The sequence below is a fragment of the Blautia sp. 1033sp1_1033st1_G9_1033SCRN_220408 genome, from assembly GCF_040929965.1.
In the GTDB taxonomy this organism is placed as follows: domain Bacteria; phylum Bacillota; class Clostridia; order Lachnospirales; family Lachnospiraceae; genus Blautia_A; species Blautia_A ammoniilytica.
Map to the genome: position 1 here is coordinate 1 of NZ_JBFKZO010000015.1, position 17,016 is coordinate 17,016.

Below are 17,016 nucleotides of genomic sequence, written 5' to 3' on the forward strand. Positions count from 1 at the left end.
GGTGCGCGTCATGCAATTGCATGACGTACTTCTCCTGCGCACCTCTGCAATCCTGCCGGAGGCTATATCAGCTGGGGGATTTACTCCCAGCTGATATACTGAATGCGCATTATGATCTGTTTTTTCCATACAAATCAGTCCTTTTTCTAACAATTTATATTTTCGACTGACTCTATTATACCACGGATTGTGTCACAGAACAAGCGTTCTTTTCGCTTTTTCGCAATTCATCTCCCACCTGCAGAGGAAGGAGAATTCTTGCTATATTTATGTTAAAGTATATGACGAAATGAACAATCTGTGAAATGGTTCTTGCAGTTTATTGTTTTTTTAGAATAAATACATAAAAATATACTGGACAAATCCAGGATACTGTTCTATACTCTTTTCATCAGCAGGGGCGAATCTTAGATCTGCTGATCCACCGGATATCTTCCGGTATCGAGAACCGTCAGTTCAGACGGTAATTTTCCTATTTTACTTAAGAACTTTATATGAGCATGTACACCCGATAAGAAATCTGAATCACTCATGAGAAACGAGGTGATATTCATGTTTTTCTATACCGGGATTCCGGTAATGATGGCAGCTGCCGCTGTAGTGATGGATCTGCGTACCGCCAGGGTCGATAATGGTTGGATCCTTTTCTGCATGGCAGCAGGCCTGGCAATGCGGATCCTGGCAAATGGAATCATAGGTGTATTTTGGTATTTTACTGGCGCCCTGATTCCTGTCATCCTGCTTGGGTGGCTTTTTGTATTCCGTATGCTGGGACCTGGAGATATTAAACTGCTGTCTGTGATCGGAGGAATTATTGGGGCAGGGGAAATCGTGAAATGTATTCTTGGAGCCATGTTCATTGGCGCTGCCATTTCAGCTGCACTGCTTATATCTAACGGCAATATCTGCCAGCGATTCCTGTATCTTTGGAGTTATATCTGCCAGACGGCCAGAACCGGAAAAAGGAAGCCCTATTACCAAAAGGGGATGTTACCTTTGGAAAATTTTCATTTTACAGTACCGGTATTTTTAAGTGTACTGCTGTATGCAGGAGGTGTGTATTGAAAAAGAATGTTTTTGCAGTGTGTGACCTTGAGGTGGATTATGCTCTGAATTTTATGGAATATCTGAATCAGAAGAGAAATATTCCTTTTGAGATCCAGGCATTTACTACAGTGGATAGTCTGACTGCTTATGGGGAAAAAGTACATATTGAGTTGCTGTTGATTTCCGGGAAGGCAATGTGCCAGAGGGTCCGGGAATTGGATATTGGAAAGATCATAATTCTGTCGGAAGGTGTACATCCACCAGAATTAGATCAATATCCAAGTGTGTACAAGTACCAGTCTTCAGCCAATGTGATCAGGGAAGTGATGGCATGTTATGGAGAAGAAAAGGCAGTTGAGCCCACTGTTTATCCTGTATTGAAGAAATGTACACAGGTTCTGGGGGTATATTCTCCACTGGGTCGCTGCCTGAAAACATCCTTTGCACTTACACTTGGGCAGGTGCTGGCCAGAGAAAAGGCGGTTCTTTACCTGAACCTGGAGGAGTATTCAGGTTTTGGAAGGTTAATGGGAAAGGAGTATGACCATAATCTTAGTGATCTTTTATATTATGTGCGGCAGGGCAGTCAGAATCTGATCCACCGGATGAATGGGATGATACAGACAGTGAATAATCTGGATTATATTCCGCCGGTACAGACACCGGCAGATATCCGTGGGACAGCCTGGGAGGACTGGGAGCAGTTGATACGGGAAATCGTCAGGGACAGCTCCTATGAGATCCTGATCCTGGATATAGGATCGGGCATAGATGGTACATTCCAGATGCTGGATCTATGCAGTCAGATTTATATGCCGGTGCTGGCAGACAGCATATCTGTATGTAAGCTGGAAGAATTTGAAAATCTTCTGAAGGTTTGGGATTTTTCACAGGTGCTGTCAAAGATTATAAAGGTAAAACCGCCTTTTCATATGGGAAACAGTTCCATGGAAACTTATGCAGAAGGGCTTTTATGGAGCGAACTTGGGGATTATGTAAGAAAAATAGTAAAGAAGAATGAGAATGAGCGATGACAAATTTGGCAGATTACGGCAGATGCTCATGGAGAAGCTGGACATGGGTCGGGAATTGTCAGATGAAGAAATCCTGGAAGCAATTGATGGACTGATCCTGACTAACCTGCGAGGTTCATTTACTACTTTGAAGGAAAAGGTGGAATTGCGCCAGGAACTATTTTACTCTGTGCGCAAGCTGGATGTTCTTCAGGAACTGATCGAGGATGAGACAGTTACTGAGATTATGGTCAATGGACCGGATTCTGTATTTGTGGAACGAGCCGGACGTTTGACCAAATGGGATAAATCTTTCACATCAAAGGAGAAGTTGGAGGATGTGATCCAGCAGATCGTAGGAAAATGCAACCGTGTGGTAAATGAGTCCATGCCTATTGTGGATGCACGGTTGGAAAATGGCTCCAGAGTAAATGCTGTGATTCAGCCGGTGGCTTTAGATGGACCTATTCTGACGATTCGACGTTTTCCTGACAAACCGGTGACAATGGAAAAGCTGATTGCATTGGGTAGTCTGACCAAGGAATGTGCGGATTTTTTAAACGCACTTGTAAGAGCCAGATATTCTATCATTATTGGCGGTGGTACAGGAAGTGGAAAAACCACATTTCTGGGGGCATTGTCGGAATACATTCCGGCAGATGAAAGAATCATCACCATAGAGGACAGTGCAGAATTAAGGCTTCAGGGAATTGACAATCTGGTACGTCTGGAGGCGAAGATGGCAAATATTAACGGAGCCGGGGCAGTGACCATCCGGGATCTGATCAAGACGGCTTTGAGGATGCGTCCTGACAGGATTATTGTTGGAGAGGTGAGAGGCGGTGAAGCGGTGGATATGCTGCAGGCGCTTAATACAGGACATGAGGGAAGTTTTTGTACTGCTCATGCCAACAGCAGCAGGGATATGCTTTCAAGATTGGAAATGATGGTTCTGATGGGAGTGGAACTTCCGCTGGACGCTATTCGCAGACAGATCACAGCAGGAGTAGATATTGTGATCCATCTGGGGAGACTGCGGGATAAGTCCAGAAAAGTTTTGGAAATTTCGGAAATCTGTGGATACAGGGACGGAGAGATTCAAATGCAGCCTCTGTATCAGTGGCAGGAGGAAAAGGGACTTGTGTCTACAGCCACTCTTCTGCACAGGGAGAAGCTGGAAAGGGCAGGGATATGTTTATGAAAAAGAAAAACAGGCAGAATGATATGGAAAATACCCGGAAACATGTGCGGGGGACAAATAGCCCAAGCTATGGAAAAGATAATTCTGTCAGGGAGTGGGAAAAAAGCAGGGATTATGAGAATTATCGGTTCAGTACAAAGGAACTGGCATTGTATCTGATGCAAGGCAGTTTTTTGGCTCTGGGAATTAATTATCTGTTTTATAAAAGTATATGGGCAGCAGTTGTATTTTTGCCTATCCCAGTTGTTTACATTTGCTGGCAGCGAAAAAGGCTGGCAAAGGAGCGAAGAAAGACTTTGAATTTTCAGTTTAAGGATGCTCTTAATTCCATGAGTGTGGCAGTACAGGCCGGTTATTCTGTGGAAAATGCGGTGTCGGCCTGTGTGCGGGATCTGCGGCAGCTGTATGATGGGAATGCGGATATCCTACGGGAATTTCAGTATATTGATCATCAGCAGCATGTAAGCGTTCCAGTGGAAGAACTGTTCCTTGATCTGGGGCAGAGAAGTAATGTGGAGGATATAGAAAATTTTGCTGAAGTATTTTATGTGGCAAAAAGAACAGGCGGAGATATGAATCAGGTGATTCAGAAGGTGGCTAGGATGTTGGGAGATAAGATTGATGTAAAAAAAGAAATCGAAGCTACCCTTGCGGCCAAGAAGTCGGAACAGCTGATCATGAGCCTGATGCCGGCTGGGATCATTCTTTATCTGAGGCTTACATCTCCCGGCTTTTTGGATGTACTGTATGGAAATCCATTCGGGATTTGTGCAATGACTGTATGTTTGGGGATTTATACAGGTGCTTATTGGATGGGAAGGCGCATTGTTGATATAGAGGTTTGAAAAGCAGGAGGAAAGATGTGGATACATATAGTTATTTTTGGAATCCTGCTGGTGGTTTTTATTGGCAGCAAAGCAGGATGGTTTTCTTCCAAAAAAGAAGAAAAAGACAGAAGCCTTTCTTTGTTTCTGGCAGTAGCATTGGCTGGAAACCTGCTTGGAATGGCTCTGACTGTGCAAAATGGAGACAGTCAGGTCTATGTGGAAGGAACAGGACTGAAAAAAGAGGAGGATCAGACCTATGAGGAGAAGTTCATGGTATCCGTGGATGGAAAAAAAGCAGGCAGTGTGTATGTACAGATTCCAGAGAAAGAATTGGAGGAAGAACAGGAGAAGACCCAGGATCAGAATATAACTTCTGAACAGCAGCAGAAAAAGGAACTGGAGGAAGCAATTGCAAACTACAATCTGGAAAAGAATGATCCAGACTATTATTATCTGCCGGAAAAGTGGAAGGGGAAACATCTGGAATGGGAAAAACCAGGAAATAATATGGGTAATCTTGTTGCTTTTCTATTTCTTATTACAGGGACGGTGCTGTTTCTTATAAAACGAAGGGAAGGACAGGCTGTTCTAGTGAAACGACAGGAAGAACTTCTAATGGATTATCCAGGACTGATTATGAAATTTACTTTGCTCGTACAGGCTGGAATGACTGTGCGCAAGATTTTTCAGAAAATGGCATTCGATTATCAGCGAAAACAGGGAAAACGAAAAAGAACGGCGTATGAAGAAATCCTGATCCTGTGTCATGAGATGGATAGTGGAGTGTCAGAGATGGAAGCATACAGAAGATTCGGAGAACGATGCGGGCAGGTGAAGTATAAGACCTTTGCCACAATGCTGATTCAGAATCTGCAAAAAGGGAGCAGGCAGCTTGCAGATATGTTGGAAAAGGAATCCATGGAGGCTTGGGATGAACGGAAAAGGAAGGCGAGGGTACTGGGGGAGGCTGCAGCGACTAAGCTTCTGGTGCCTATGATCCTGATGCTTCTGGTAGTAATGGCAGTGATCATGATACCGGCCTGCCTGGCCTTTTATGGGAACTAGAAAGGAGGTGAAAGGATGAAAGGGTTACGACAGCTGATAAAGGAATTTGCAATGGAAGAAGATGCAGTAGGCGTTGTGGAGATTATTCTGATTCTGGTGGTTCTCATCAGTCTGGTTATTATCTTTAAGGAACAGCTTACAAGTCTTGTTAAGAAAATTCTTTCCAAAATCACAAAACAAAGCAACTCGATCTGACAAAAAAAGAAGGTCACGGCTATGACCGGAAAGGAGGGGCTGTCTATGGCTGGGAGAAACAGGAAAAAATCCCAGGGGAGTATTACTGTTTTTATGGCACTGATCCTGAGCCTTGTGGTTTCACTGATCTGTACGGGGATTGAATCTGTACGTATGGCAGCAGCCAGAACGCAGATCCTGGCAGGCATGGATATTGGTTTATATTCTCTGTTTGCACAGTATGATCAGGCACTTTTAAAGGAATATGATCTGTTTGCACTGGATGTTTCAAATGGGACAGAAGCTTTGGATCTTGCCTTTCTCTGTGACGAACTGGAAAAATATATGAAACCTGTACTGAAACAGAATAGTCAGAAACTGAAGCTGCAGCAGTGCGGACTTACCGGATACCGGCTTCTGACAGATCAGAAAGGGGAAGTTTTTTTTCAGCAGATTACAGAATATATGAAAGAAACTTTGGGCAGCCATGGTATACAGCTCCTTCTTGACAAAATGCAGGAAAGAAATGAGAAAACCCGGAAAGCTGAAGAGGAAGGAAATAAAGCGGAAAATGGAGGCACACTGGAATCATATGACCATGAAATGAGCAGTGCTGCCAGAGAAAGCGAGGAAGAACAGAAAAAACAGGAAGCAAATTCGGAATTTTCGGAAGAACTGGGGGATGGAAGTCAGAAGGAGGATAATACAGGAACGCAGGTGGTCCAGGCTGATAATCCTATCCCTTCCATACGAAGAATCCGCTGGATGGGGATCTTGGATTTGCTTTTGCCGCCGGGACAGCAGGTATCGGATAAGGAAGTGTCAAAAAGAAAACTGGTATCTGGACGGGAAATCCAAAGCGGAATGCCTATGAGAGAAAATTTGAAAGAGGATACTTCTACAACATCACAGATCTTGTATCAACAGTATTTGATGGAAAAACTGGGAAATTATAGTGATCCTGGAAAAGGTGGCTTAAGCTATCAGATAGAGTATGTGCTTTATGGAAAGGACAGCGACAGGGAAAATTTGAAAGCTGTAGCCAGAAAGCTTCTTTTGATCAGAGAAGGAGTAAATGCGGCATGTCTGGCAGCAGATCCGGTCAGACAGGGACAGGCATCAGCCCTTGCTGCTTCTATTGCCTCCGGCTTTCTGATACCGCCTGCTGCACCTGTGATTGAGGCGGCACTGATCCTTTGTTGGGCATTTGGGGAAAGCGTGCTGGATGTACGGGAGCTTTTTGCAGGTGGGAAGGTACCTCTTATAAAAAGTGGCGAAAACTGGCAGCTATCACTGGAAAATCTGCCACATCTTCTTGACGTGGCGGAAATGGAAAGAAAGGAAAGCCCGGGAGGAATGAATTATGAGGATTATCTGCAGATTTTACTATTGTCTATGAACCGGGAAAATAAAAAAATGCGGGGAATGGATATGGTGGAGCTGGTAATGAGGACAAGTGCCGGCTGGGAATCTTTCCGCTTGGATGGATGCGTAACCGCACTGGAAGCATCTGCGGATGTGAAGGCCAATACCAGAAAAGTGTTTTCCGTTGCAAGGGAATATAGTTATTAGAAAGGAGGCACAGGGATGCTTTTTCAGGAACCTGCGGTGCATTGCACAGAATTGTGGAAGAAGCCGGGCGAAAGCTGCGGCATGGAAAAAATTGAAGAGATAGAGTCGAGAAATGACAAAGCAGAAAGGAAAAGCTTTTGGAAATACCGGGCAGATTTGTTTCCCCCGAAAAGCAAAGTCTGTCGTCCTGAAAAAGTGTCCCTGTGCCGTCCTTTCAGAAGGCTGAAAAAAGCAAGTTTGACTGTGGAATGTGCGTTGGTACTGCCACTGTTTCTGGCAGCAGTAACTGTCATGATCTCTTTTATGGACATTTACAAGGTACAGACCCAGCATCTGGTCTCCTTGTGCCAGAAGGCAAAAGAAATAGGAATGTATACTTATGCCATGGGTGAAAACGGTACCAGTGAACTGATATTGCCGGACATATATTCCTTTCAACCAATTGGGGGTATCCTTCCCTTGCCGACAGTGTGGACCTGTACAACTGTAAAAGTTCACACCTGGACAGGTATGGAACATCGGACAGGAATTGGAGATGGATCTGAAAGTGAATCCGGAAAAATGGTTTATATGACAGAAAACGGTCAGGTTTATCATAAAAAAATGAGCTGCAGCTATTTGGACCTGTCCATTACTCAGGTAGCAGGAAGCTCAGTGTCATCCAGGCGAAATGCTTATGGGGAAAAATACTATCCATGTGAAAGCTGCAGTAAAGGCAAGAAAGCAGCCGGACGGGTTTATATAACGGAAAAAGGCAATCGGTACCATAATCTGGAGACCTGTAGTGGATTGAAGAGAGCGGTACGACTTGTGAAGAAATCTGAAATTAAAGGTATTCATGCCTGCAGCAGATGTGGCTGAAAGGATAGATGTAAAATGCTTAAAACAGCAGGGGTAATACTGTTCCTTGGATGGAACAGCTGGAAGGATATACGTAAAAAAGAGATTTCCCTGATAATAACCGGCATCTTTGCTTTTCTTGGAATTATGACAGCCTTCTATAATCGAAACGTGACAGCACAGTATTTTATTCCGCCTCTTGTGGGAGGAGGTTTCCTGGGAATCAGTGCAGTGTCAGGAAATCAGATCGGAGCAGGAGATGGCCTTCTGTTGATTGCCCTGGGTACAGTGCTGGAAACGGAAGAATACCTGAGAACTATATGTCTGGCATTGATTGGCTGTGGTCTGTGGGCAGTGATTTTATTGGGAATCCTGAGAAAAAAGAAAACAACGGAACTGCCATTTGTACCTTTTGTCCTGTTGGGATATGTGGGAGGGCTTTTACTGTGAAGAAGATCAAAAAGGGAAGTATGACAATTGAAGCAGCGTGTTTGATGTTTCTGGTTTTACTGGTGATCATGAGCTGTGTGTATCTTTTTTTCTTTGTCCATAACCGGGCATGGCTTACTGCGGCGGCTTATGAAGCAGCCATAGACGGAAGCATGGAAGGAATAAAGAAAAATGGAAAGCCTGTGGAAGTGGCCAGGAAAAAATGTGAAGAGCTGGGAAATACAGGTTTTTTTACAGCGGAAAATCTGAACGGACAGGTTAGTGGACAAAAGAATATTCAGGTAGTCTATGATCTGGATACTGATAAAGGTTTTGGAGGATTTGACTGGCATATTCGGGCAGAAGGCAAGACTGCTGTTATAAAGCCTGTGTCATGGATACGGAAAGCAAAAGCCGTATCGGAGATGGTGAAAGGAGCCACGGATGGATGATGAAAGCAGAATATAAAAGAGATATGAATCATAATTATCTGATTCTTTATCAGGAGGAGCCGGTGGACACTGCCTCCTATCAGGTGAGAATGCTGGTTGGGAATGTGATTCCATCTGTGCTGAAGTGCCGGATGCAGGGAGTGGACGGACAATTGATGGTTTATTATGATATTACATCCAGGCAGCCGCTGGCGTCTTTGTTTGAGGATAAGAAACTGAATCATGAAGACCTGCGGCTGGTTTTTGGAGGTTTTATCCAGGTAATGGAGGAAATGTCAGAATATCTTCTGAATCCGGGAAGACTGGTGCTGCAGCCGGAATACATGTATGTGGATCTGGAAAAAAGAGAATTATTCTTCTGCTATTTGCCTGGGTATGAAAAAGATATAAGGATTCAGTTTCAGTGTCTTACTGAGTATATTCTTCCCAGATTGGATCATGAGGATTCACAGGCAGTAATGCTTGGATATGGTATTTATCGCAGGGCACTGGAGGATAGTTTTCACCTGGAGCATATCAAAGAAGAATTGTTCCGTAAACGCAGTGATGAAGACGTCGTTATAAAGCAGGAAGTAAAGGACAGTGGGGTATGGAAAGAAGATCCGAAAAGTGCAAAGATTCCGGAGGGGAAAGATCTGTGGATGGAAGATGGATCTGCAGGAATGCAGGCGGAAACTCCGTTAGCACAAAGCAGGAAAAATAAAAGGAATCAAAATAGGAAAAGTGTGGAAAACAGAAAAAAAGATACAGAAAAACGGGAAATACCATGGAAAGAAATAGGGGGCTGCATGACAGGGGCTGGCGTAGGCCTTCTTATCCTGGCTGCCAGAATCTGGGGATATCTGCCGCAGATTCCGTTTTGGCTGCTTCTTAGCGTGATGGTGAGCTTTATGGGGATCGGAACATTAGCCGCCGTACTTTTGGAGCGAAAAGAAACCAGAAATGCTGAAATTGTATATAACCAAAGATCAACACCTATGCAGAAATCAGAAGACAGTTTTTCACAGGTTGGCAGTGTGGGAGCTAAAGGAGAAGATAATGAATTACTTGGAGAAACTGTGGTTTTGTCTTCCGGAAATGTATATGGCCCGTCTACTTTGGTGAGTAAAGAGCCAGGGGAACTGGCAACCATCTACCTGAATGAGGATCTGACAGTAATCGGGAAACTGGAAAATGCTGCAGATGCAGTGATCAATCTTCCTACTGTCAGCAGAATGCATGCCAAGATCAGAAAAAGAGAAGGGGAGTATTATCTGACAGACCTGAATTCCAGAAATGGGACGGCTGTAAATGGGCAGATGCTGAAACCAGAGGAGGATTATCTTTTGCAGGATCAGGACGAGGTGGATTTTGCACAGGCAAGATATATTTTTATTAAAATCGGATAAAAAGCAAAGAGCTATTTGACGCGGCAGAGAAACATAGCTATAATTGCAACTATCTAGTACAGTGGATGCGGAATGGTTACATATAATTCATATCAAAGGAGGATCACCATGCCGGTTTTTGATTTTAATAATACGTCTGAACAGACAGAAATGGTTCAAAGTGAGTGTACGTATACGGTTTTTTATTCAGATGAGACAGAGGCTACACCTGAAAAGCCCATGCTGGTTTTAGATAATAAAGAGAGGCAGTGGAAGCATCATTCCTGTGGATATTTTACAAATCCGGGAAAAAGGACTTCTTTTGAATTTAAAGAAGATGAGGGTGTTTTCTGCACAGATATTCTGAAAATAGATGCAAGATTTGTAAGCCTTTTAAAATGGCTGGGAGAAAATCATATTAATGTAAGGCTTTCCGGAGAGAATCAGGAAGATGGATATGCAGTTTACAGGATTCGTGAGATCGCGTTTGGAGGCGGAACAAAGCTGTCGGCAGAGGATGGTTTTCTTCAATTTATGATCGGAAGACTTCTGGCCAGCAACGCACCTGCACAGGAACAGGAAGATGAGGATGCAGTTGAAGATGGCGATGAGATGAAGCTCACCAGTATTCAGAGTATTACAGATTTTATGAACTGTGCAGGGAAAACACTGCCTGATAATATACGGTTGTGGGCAAGGAGAAATTTGGCAGTGGCACGTTCCCATGAAGTATCACAGGAAGAACGCAGGCATGCACAACGCGCATTGTCTATTATGATGAATATTCAGTGGAAGAGTAATTATTTTGCTCCCATTGATCCTGATGAGGCAAGAAAGATCCTGGATGAAGAATTGTATGGTATGGAAAGGGTAAAGCAGAGAATTATTGAGACGATCATACAGATCAACCGGACTCATACACTTCCCGCATATGGACTTTTATTGGTAGGACCTGCAGGAACCGGCAAATCCCAGATCGCATATGCAGTAGCACGTATTTTGAAGCTTCCCTGGACAACTCTGGATATGAGTTCCATTAATGATCCGGAGCAGCTGACAGGAAGTTCACGTATTTATGCAAATGCGAAGCCGGGGATTATTATGGAGGCCTTTTCGGCGGCAGGAGAATCAAATCTTGTATTTATCATCAATGAACTGGATAAGGCTTCTGCCGGGAAAGGAAATGGCAATCCTGCAGATGTGCTTTTAACTTTGCTGGACAATCTGGGCTTTACGGATAATTATATGGAGTGTATGGTTCCTACGGTGGGCGTATATCCTATTGCAACTGCAAATGATAAAGATCAGATCAGTGCACCGCTGATGTCCCGCTTTGCAGTGATCGAGCTTCCTGATTATACTCCGGAAGAAAAGAAAGTGATCTTTTCACGGTTTGCGCTTCCAAAAGTATTGAAGCGTATGGGATTGAAAGAACAGGAATGTGTGATCAGTGAGGCCGGATTAGAGGCAGTTGTTGAGAAGTATGCAGATACAACCGGTATCCGTGATCTTGAGCAGGCTGCAGAGCATATTGCGGCGAATGCACTGTATCAGATCGAAGTAGACCATGTAAAGTCAGTAATCTTTGACAGGGATATGGTAAGAGAGCTTCTTTCTTGAGAGATAATATTGTAGCGATACAATTTTACTGGCTGATAATTTTTTTGCATTTCATGTGCAAATTTAGAGAATTTTTTGTATCCACAGGTTTGCAGATATGCTATAATGCTTAAGTAGGGAAATTAGATGAAAGATGAATTGAAAAAAATGCCTGTAACAGCGTGCCTGATATTGGTGAATCTGATCGTATTTTTGATCACAGATTTTACAGGCGGTACAGAGAACACAGTTCATATGATCGCCTGTGGAGCCGGTTATGGTCCATTAATAACAGGTGCAGGGGAATGGTATAGGGTGTTTACCTCTATGTTCCTTCATTTTGGAATTTCACATCTGGCTAATAATATGCTGGTTTTGTTTGTCCTTGGACAGCGCCTGGAGCCTGCAGTTGGAGGAGTAAGGTATCTGCTTATTTATCTCCTGTCTGGCTTTGGAGGGAATGTGATTTCTTTGGGATTGGAAATGCAAAGCAGTAATTATGCAGTTTCTGCAGGGGCTTCAGGAGCTGTATTCGGCGTGATGGGAGCCATGATTTATGTAATTCTGCGCAATAAGGGAAGGGTGGCTGATCTTTCCATTAAAAAGATGATGATCATGGCGGCCTTTTCTCTATATTTCGGCTTTACAAGTACAGGGGTGGACAATGCTGCTCATGTGGGCGGTTTGATTTGTGGCTTCTTGGCAGCTTTGCTGTTATATCATCCAGGGAAAGGGACAGTAAGGATGATACGGAAGACCGAGCCCTGATCAGGAGAACTTTCGAGATCGATCCTGCCTCCGTGAGCTTCCACAATTTCTTTTGTAACAGCAAGTCCAAGCCCGCTGCCTGTGGACTTGAAGGTGATGAAGGGTGAAAAAATATCTTTTTGTACTTCAGGAGGGATACCACATCCGTTGTCCATGACAGAAATACAGACAGCTTGTGCACTGGCATGGACACGGAAGGTAATCTTGCCTCCAGAGGAAGGAACTGCTTCCTGTGCATTACGCAAAAGATTCAGAATCGCCTGTCTGAGCTTGATTCGGTCAACTGGAAGTATGGGAAGGTTGTCAGGGCAATCCGCTGCAAAGTTAATGCCAAGATAATCGAAAGTAGGTTTTACCGAGGAAATAATGGAAGACAGATAAGAACTCAGGTCTGTAAGTTCCAGTTTGATATGCCCGGCATTGCTGTAGCAGGACAGATCATTCAGAAGCTCTCTTATATATTCCATATTTTCCATAATCTCTTCCCATTCCTGATAATCTGCAAGTTCCGGATGAGTGGATACCATCAGAAGCAGTTCGCTGTTGATCAGAGAAATGGGATTTCGTATTTCGTGAGAAAATTTTGACAGTGTAAGCCGAAAATGGTTTTTTAACTGTTCGGTAGTGGTATTTGTCATATTATCACCTCAATTGGAAGTGTATCATGGTAATACTCTGACAGCAAGCAATATCGTAGTAAAAATATCGAGATAATCCGACATTTACGAATGATTCCTGACAAAGATACTGATTTGTTTCTCATTATCTACAGAGTTGGGGTCACGGCATAGCTAATGTATGCATAGAGAGGCTATATAGTCTGGAATGCATTTCATTATACATAAAGAAAATAACAGGAGGAATGAAAGATGGAAACGTGTATTTTTTGTAAGATCGCAAATGGCGAGATACCGGCTGCAACATTGTATGAGGATGAGGATTTTCGAGTGATCCTGGACCTGGGACCTGCAAGTAAAGGACATTCTCTGATCATTCCCAAGAGTCATGTGGCTAATATTTATGAGATACCGGATGAACTTGCTGCAAAAGCAATGCTCCTGGCAAAAAAAATGGCAGGTAAACTGACAGACGCTCTTGACTGTGACGGATTTAATATTGTACAGAACAATGGAGAAGCTGCAGGTCAGACTGTTTTTCATTTCCACATGCATTTGATTCCAAGATATAAAGATGATCATGCGGGAGTAACATGGACGCCTGGAACTTTGACTGATGAAGTAAAAGAAGAAATACTGGCAAAAATCAGAGGTTGATAGAGCACATCTATGGGATGGCTGATCAGAACAGGACAAGTATATGAATAATGCGGAATTCCAGGAATTTTACGAAAAATACTATGAATTCTCAACAAGGATAGCAAATAAGATTGTAAAGAGTCATGTTGTTGCGGAAGATATCAGCCAGGAAACATTTTTTAATTTATACAAGATCAAAGATGCTCTGGATTGCAGCAGTGAACTTAGGCTGCAAGGATTGGTCGCCAAAGCTGCTGTAAATAAAGCAAGAGATTATCTGAGGAAAAATTACACAAAACGGGAAATCTTTCAGATGGACCAGATTGGACAGGAGAAATACCTGGAATCTGTGGAGGATCAATTCCTTGATGTGGAGAAAAAGAAGTACATGTTCAAGGCACTTGAAAACCTCAGAAAGAAAAATAAAAAGAATTATGAGATTTATGTTGCAATAAAAATCCTGGATATTCCTCCTGAAAGGGTTGCCTTGGTATACAAGATGTCAAAAAATAATGTAAACAACCGTATTTACAGGACAAAACAATGGTTGATGGAAGAATATACCAGGATTTATGATAGTTTCGGCTGATCAGGCAATACAGCTTTCGATGATGGAAACGATCTGGTTGATAGAATCTAACTGCTTGCTGCTTTGCATAGCTTCAATGTAGGAATTGCGGTTCTCATATAATTTACGGATGGAATCCATTAACACAGATTCTGTGATTTCCTCTTCTTCAAGAACCATACTATAGCCCTGACGCTCAAATGAACGGGCATTCAGAATCTGGTCACCACGGCTTGCATTGGCAGACAGAGGGATCAGAAGGTTTGGCTTGGCCAGTGCGTTAAGTTCGCAGATGGCATTTGCACCGGCTCTGGAGATTACGATATCGGCTAAAGCAAACAGATCGGGAAGTTCTTCTTTTATATATTCATATTGTACATATCCTGCGGTGTGTTCAAGAGAACTGTCGGTTTTGCCTTTGCCGCAAAGATGGATCACCTGAAATTCTTTCAAAAGCTCAGGAAGGATCTTGCGTACATTCTCATTTACTGAGGCAGCACCAAGACTGCCGCCAATGACCAGAAGAACCGGTTTGTCAGAGGAAAAACCGCAGAAGTTACGGGCAGCTTCTTTATCACCGTGAAGGAGTTCCTGACGGATAGGAGTTCCTGTAAGGACTGCTTTATCTGCTGGAAGTGTGGAAACAGTTTCCGGAAAATTGCAGCAGATTTTGGTTGCTGAAGAAAGACACAATTTATTTGCCAGCCCCGGGGTCATATCGGATTCATGTATGATGGCAGGTATTTTACGCTTTTTTGCAGCCAGAACTACAGGAACTGTGACGAAACCACCTTTTGAGAATACTACATCAGGCTTTAACTGTTTCATCAGTTTTTTTGCCTGACTATATCCTTTCAGTACCCGGAAAGGATCAGAGAAATTTTTGATGTCAAAGTACCGTCTTAATTTTCCTGAGGAAATACCATAATAAGGAATTCCAAGTTCCTGGATCAGGCTTTTCTCGATACCATTATAAGAACCGATATAAGATATCTGGAATCCTTTTTCCTGGAGCTTGGGAATAAGAGCGATATTTGGAGTTACGTGGCCGGCGGTTCCGCCACCGGTGAGTACAATATGTTTCATAGGGGCCTCCTGGAAATTCTTAGAAAGTCCAGCCGGAATAAATAATCGGCTGGCAGATGTATTAAGATAAATATGAACCCCTGTGGAAGAATTGTCAAGGACAGATGAATGTCCGGGAGAAAAAAATGAGTAGACGATTAGTGGATGAGGATGATTTATCAGATCAGAGATTATATACAGATGAGGAAATCCATGTTTTTTATGGGCAACTGGTAGAGCGCCTGAAAGCAGAAGGGGTATACAGGGAAGATGAGGATGAATCAAAGGAAAAAACCCATGCAGGAAAGAACAGGTATAACAAAGTGGTGCAGCAGCATCGGAGAGTAAAGACCGCAGGATTTGCCATTGTATGTTTTCTTGGCGTGTTAGCTGTAAGTATGATAAGCGAAACAAACAGGAATTATGTTGTAAAAACCATTATATACTTATTTAGTGATGAGACTAATGTGATCGTAGACAATGTCCCAGAGAATGAATATCCGGACCTGAACGAAGAAGAGGCAGGGACAGAAAAAATCTAAAAAATAATAAAAAAATTGCAGATTTTAAGTGATTTTTGAGAAAATCTTTCGTATTAAAGATGTAATGTAAATTTCACAGGAAAATAATGGTATGGTACCGGATTAGAAATAACCTGCTTGACAAAACAAATTCATCCAATACGTATTATTTCCGTGCAACAACAATAACCCAACTGCACAGTGTACAATACGGTGATGAAAACTAAATAGTCAGACATTGAAAAACCGTTGTCCGAAAAATAGAACAAAAAAATAGCACTGTGATTTTGCATTACCGTTCAACGGTTTGAAATGCCTGCCCAAATTGTCTGGCAGGAGCTGATAGAAGCAAATGAAGAAATTAAAGAACAAAAATTGAGCTATTTGAACAAAAATGATAGCTGAAATTTAGGAAAAACAACCAAAAAGATTTGGCTTTTATATAGAAATTTGTAAATGCAAAAATTCATTTTCTATGGTATTATGCTGTGTATTCAAAGAGCCTTGAGGGTGACGGGGAGAATGCAGAAGTGAAGATTTCTGTCGGAGAAGTTGGGCAGATCAGAGCTGCAAAGGAGGAATAGAAAATGGATTGGAGAGATTCCTGTGTAGATGAAATATCTAAACATCACTGCTTTTTTTCGGCATTACACAGACAACGGTTTATGGAATTATTTGAGATGGTACAATGTGAGCCTTTTCTCACAAAGGAGATTGCAAAATGCATTTTCCTTGCTGCATGGCAAAGACCTTCTACAGATGAAATGGCCGGGATTTTTCAGAAACTGATCGATGAAGAGGCAATGGAGGCAAATTGCCTGCAGGGAGCCAGAGACAGTCGCCCTGCAACAGCGGACGAGCGGGAGATATTTAAGCTTGCCCAGGATTTCCTGGCACATCCGGAGGAAACACCAGATGAAGCATGTCTGATCCGATTGTCAAAAGCATGGATTCCGTTGGGAGACTGCGCACTTCAGGTCAGTGAGATTATAGATAGCTTATAAAACAAACAGGATTTTGGTCTGAAGAACCTATAGGGTATCATAAGAAAGCAGACAGATATCAAGATGAAAATCATTATGTATCTGCCCCATCTTATGATACCTTTTTTTATGATTACACGGATTGTTCCGTGCTTTGCACTCCCACAATCACTGTAATCATAAAATCATTGAGGTATGAATTGTTCACTGGTATAATGATTGCAAAATATAGCACTCATCATTACAGGTGATGAGAAATAAATGTCAAT

At 42.7% G+C, this 17,016-nt stretch carries 19 protein-coding genes; 17 read left to right on the forward strand and 2 right to left on the reverse strand.

Going from position 1 to position 17,016, the window contains the following annotated elements; genetic code table 11:
• Positions 1 to 552 precede the first annotated feature (552 nt).
• From AB5916_RS11395 to AB5916_RS11455, 13 genes are all read left to right on the forward strand, one after another.
• A complete protein-coding gene (locus AB5916_RS11395) occupies positions 553 to 1,065 on the forward strand; it encodes a prepilin peptidase (protein ID WP_262582781.1) in 513 nt (170 codons plus the stop codon).
• Positions 1,062 to 2,081, forward strand: coding sequence for a hypothetical protein (locus tag AB5916_RS11400; protein WP_368190907.1), 1,020 nt, complete (start codon positions 1,062 to 1,064; stop codon positions 2,079 to 2,081). The genes AB5916_RS11395 and AB5916_RS11400 overlap by 4 nt, the downstream gene beginning before the upstream one ends.
• Positions 2,071 to 3,261, forward strand: a complete 1,191-nt coding sequence (locus tag AB5916_RS11405) for a CpaF family protein (RefSeq protein ID WP_368190909.1) — start codon at positions 2,071 to 2,073, stop codon at positions 3,259 to 3,261. The genes AB5916_RS11400 and AB5916_RS11405 overlap by 11 nt, the downstream gene beginning before the upstream one ends.
• On the forward strand, positions 3,258 to 4,106 hold the full coding sequence (locus AB5916_RS11410) for a type II secretion system F family protein (RefSeq protein ID WP_244092891.1): 849 nt from the start codon (positions 3,258 to 3,260) through the stop codon (positions 4,104 to 4,106). Before AB5916_RS11405 ends, AB5916_RS11410 begins: the two co-directional genes overlap by 4 nt.
• 15 nt (positions 4,107 to 4,121) lie before the next feature.
• On the forward strand, positions 4,122 to 5,153 hold the full coding sequence (locus tag AB5916_RS11415) for a type II secretion system F family protein (RefSeq protein ID WP_368190910.1): 1,032 nt from the start codon (positions 4,122 to 4,124) through the stop codon (positions 5,151 to 5,153).
• Between the two features lie 15 nt (positions 5,154 to 5,168).
• Positions 5,169 to 5,348, forward strand: a complete 180-nt coding sequence (locus AB5916_RS11420) for a Flp1 family type IVb pilin (RefSeq protein ID WP_158421730.1) — start codon at positions 5,169 to 5,171, stop codon at positions 5,346 to 5,348.
• Between the two features lie 45 nt (positions 5,349 to 5,393).
• Positions 5,394 to 6,899 (forward strand): DUF5702 domain-containing protein, encoded by a 1,506-nt coding sequence (locus AB5916_RS11425; protein WP_368190911.1) that lies wholly within the window; start codon positions 5,394 to 5,396, stop codon positions 6,897 to 6,899.
• 15 nt (positions 6,900 to 6,914) lie between these two features.
• A complete protein-coding gene (locus AB5916_RS11430; RefSeq protein ID WP_368190912.1) occupies positions 6,915 to 7,760 on the forward strand; it encodes a TadE/TadG family type IV pilus assembly protein in 846 nt (281 codons plus the stop codon).
• A gap of 15 nt (positions 7,761 to 7,775) precedes the next feature.
• Positions 7,776 to 8,189 (forward strand): prepilin peptidase, encoded by a 414-nt coding sequence (locus AB5916_RS11435; RefSeq protein ID WP_158421732.1) that lies wholly within the window; start codon positions 7,776 to 7,778, stop codon positions 8,187 to 8,189.
• Positions 8,186 to 8,620 (forward strand): TadE family protein, encoded by a 435-nt coding sequence (locus tag AB5916_RS11440; RefSeq protein WP_262582791.1) that lies wholly within the window; start codon positions 8,186 to 8,188, stop codon positions 8,618 to 8,620. The genes AB5916_RS11435 and AB5916_RS11440 overlap by 4 nt, the downstream gene beginning before the upstream one ends.
• Complete coding sequence (locus tag AB5916_RS11445) at positions 8,617 to 10,008, forward strand: DUF6382 domain-containing protein (protein WP_368190915.1); 1,392 nt, start codon at positions 8,617 to 8,619, stop codon at positions 10,006 to 10,008. The genes AB5916_RS11440 and AB5916_RS11445 overlap by 4 nt, the downstream gene beginning before the upstream one ends.
• 108 nt (positions 10,009 to 10,116) lie before the next feature.
• Complete coding sequence (locus tag AB5916_RS11450) at positions 10,117 to 11,607, forward strand: AAA family ATPase (RefSeq protein ID WP_368190916.1); 1,491 nt, start codon at positions 10,117 to 10,119, stop codon at positions 11,605 to 11,607.
• Between the two features lie 126 nt (positions 11,608 to 11,733).
• The gene (locus tag AB5916_RS11455; protein ID WP_173726805.1) at positions 11,734 to 12,354 is read left to right on the forward strand and encodes a rhomboid family intramembrane serine protease; all 621 of its coding nucleotides are present in this window, start codon (positions 11,734 to 11,736) and stop codon (positions 12,352 to 12,354) included.
• Here the strand turns inward: AB5916_RS11455 and AB5916_RS11460 are convergent.
• Positions 12,306 to 12,992: a PAS domain-containing sensor histidine kinase gene (locus tag AB5916_RS11460; RefSeq protein WP_158421735.1), complete on the reverse strand. Its 687-nt coding sequence runs from the start codon at positions 12,990 to 12,992 to the stop codon at positions 12,306 to 12,308. The two genes, AB5916_RS11455 and AB5916_RS11460, sit on opposite strands and share 49 nt — an antisense overlap.
• Positions 12,993 to 13,223: 231 nt before the next feature.
• On the opposite strand from AB5916_RS11460, the gene AB5916_RS11465 reads away from it, so the two are divergent.
• Entirely contained in the window at positions 13,224 to 13,628 is a 405-nt protein-coding gene (locus AB5916_RS11465; RefSeq protein WP_158421736.1) for an HIT family protein, read from the forward strand.
• Positions 13,629 to 13,671: 43 nt separating this feature from the next.
• Positions 13,672 to 14,199: an RNA polymerase sigma factor gene (locus tag AB5916_RS11470; protein WP_158421737.1), complete on the forward strand. Its 528-nt coding sequence runs from the start codon at positions 13,672 to 13,674 to the stop codon at positions 14,197 to 14,199.
• Here the strand turns inward: AB5916_RS11470 and AB5916_RS11475 are convergent, their stop codons facing one another.
• Positions 14,200 to 15,264 (reverse strand): undecaprenyldiphospho-muramoylpentapeptide beta-N-acetylglucosaminyltransferase, encoded by a 1,065-nt coding sequence (locus AB5916_RS11475; protein ID WP_158421738.1) that lies wholly within the window; start codon positions 15,262 to 15,264, stop codon positions 14,200 to 14,202. It lies immediately after the preceding gene.
• Between the two features lie 125 nt (positions 15,265 to 15,389).
• Between AB5916_RS11475 and AB5916_RS11480 the strand changes: the two genes are divergently transcribed.
• Entirely contained in the window at positions 15,390 to 15,785 is a 396-nt protein-coding gene (locus AB5916_RS11480; RefSeq protein ID WP_368190921.1) for a hypothetical protein, read from the forward strand.
• A gap of 566 nt (positions 15,786 to 16,351) precedes the next feature.
• Entirely contained in the window at positions 16,352 to 16,768 is a 417-nt protein-coding gene (locus AB5916_RS11485; protein ID WP_158421740.1) for a hypothetical protein, read from the forward strand.
• Positions 16,769 to 17,016: the final 248 nt, after the last annotated feature.

Coding starts and splice junctions, on each gene's coding strand:
- AB5916_RS11395 (WP_262582781.1), top strand. CDS start 553: ATGTTTTTCTATACCGGGATTCCGGTAATGATGGCAGCTGCCGCTGTA.
- AB5916_RS11405 (WP_368190909.1), top strand. CDS start 2,071: ATGAGCGATGACAAATTTGGCAGATTACGGCAGATGCTCATGGAGAAG.
- AB5916_RS11410 (WP_244092891.1), top strand. CDS start 3,258: ATGAAAAAGAAAAACAGGCAGAATGATATGGAAAATACCCGGAAACAT.
- AB5916_RS11415 (WP_368190910.1), top strand. CDS start 4,122: ATGTGGATACATATAGTTATTTTTGGAATCCTGCTGGTGGTTTTTATT.
- AB5916_RS11420 (WP_158421730.1), top strand. CDS start 5,169: ATGAAAGGGTTACGACAGCTGATAAAGGAATTTGCAATGGAAGAAGAT.
- AB5916_RS11425 (WP_368190911.1), top strand. CDS start 5,394: ATGGCTGGGAGAAACAGGAAAAAATCCCAGGGGAGTATTACTGTTTTT.
- AB5916_RS11430 (WP_368190912.1), top strand. CDS start 6,915: ATGCTTTTTCAGGAACCTGCGGTGCATTGCACAGAATTGTGGAAGAAG.
- AB5916_RS11435 (WP_158421732.1), top strand. CDS start 7,776: ATGCTTAAAACAGCAGGGGTAATACTGTTCCTTGGATGGAACAGCTGG.
- AB5916_RS11445 (WP_368190915.1), top strand. CDS start 8,617: ATGATGAAAGCAGAATATAAAAGAGATATGAATCATAATTATCTGATT.
- AB5916_RS11450 (WP_368190916.1), top strand. CDS start 10,117: ATGCCGGTTTTTGATTTTAATAATACGTCTGAACAGACAGAAATGGTT.
- AB5916_RS11455 (WP_173726805.1), top strand. CDS start 11,734: ATGAAAGATGAATTGAAAAAAATGCCTGTAACAGCGTGCCTGATATTG.
- AB5916_RS11460 (WP_158421735.1), bottom strand. CDS start 12,992: ATGACAAATACCACTACCGAACAGTTAAAAAACCATTTTCGGCTTACA.
- AB5916_RS11465 (WP_158421736.1), top strand. CDS start 13,224: ATGGAAACGTGTATTTTTTGTAAGATCGCAAATGGCGAGATACCGGCT.
- AB5916_RS11470 (WP_158421737.1), top strand. CDS start 13,672: ATGAATAATGCGGAATTCCAGGAATTTTACGAAAAATACTATGAATTC.
- AB5916_RS11475 (WP_158421738.1), bottom strand. CDS start 15,264: ATGAAACATATTGTACTCACCGGTGGCGGAACCGCCGGCCACGTAACT.
- AB5916_RS11480 (WP_368190921.1), top strand. CDS start 15,390: ATGAGTAGACGATTAGTGGATGAGGATGATTTATCAGATCAGAGATTA.
- AB5916_RS11485 (WP_158421740.1), top strand. CDS start 16,352: ATGGATTGGAGAGATTCCTGTGTAGATGAAATATCTAAACATCACTGC.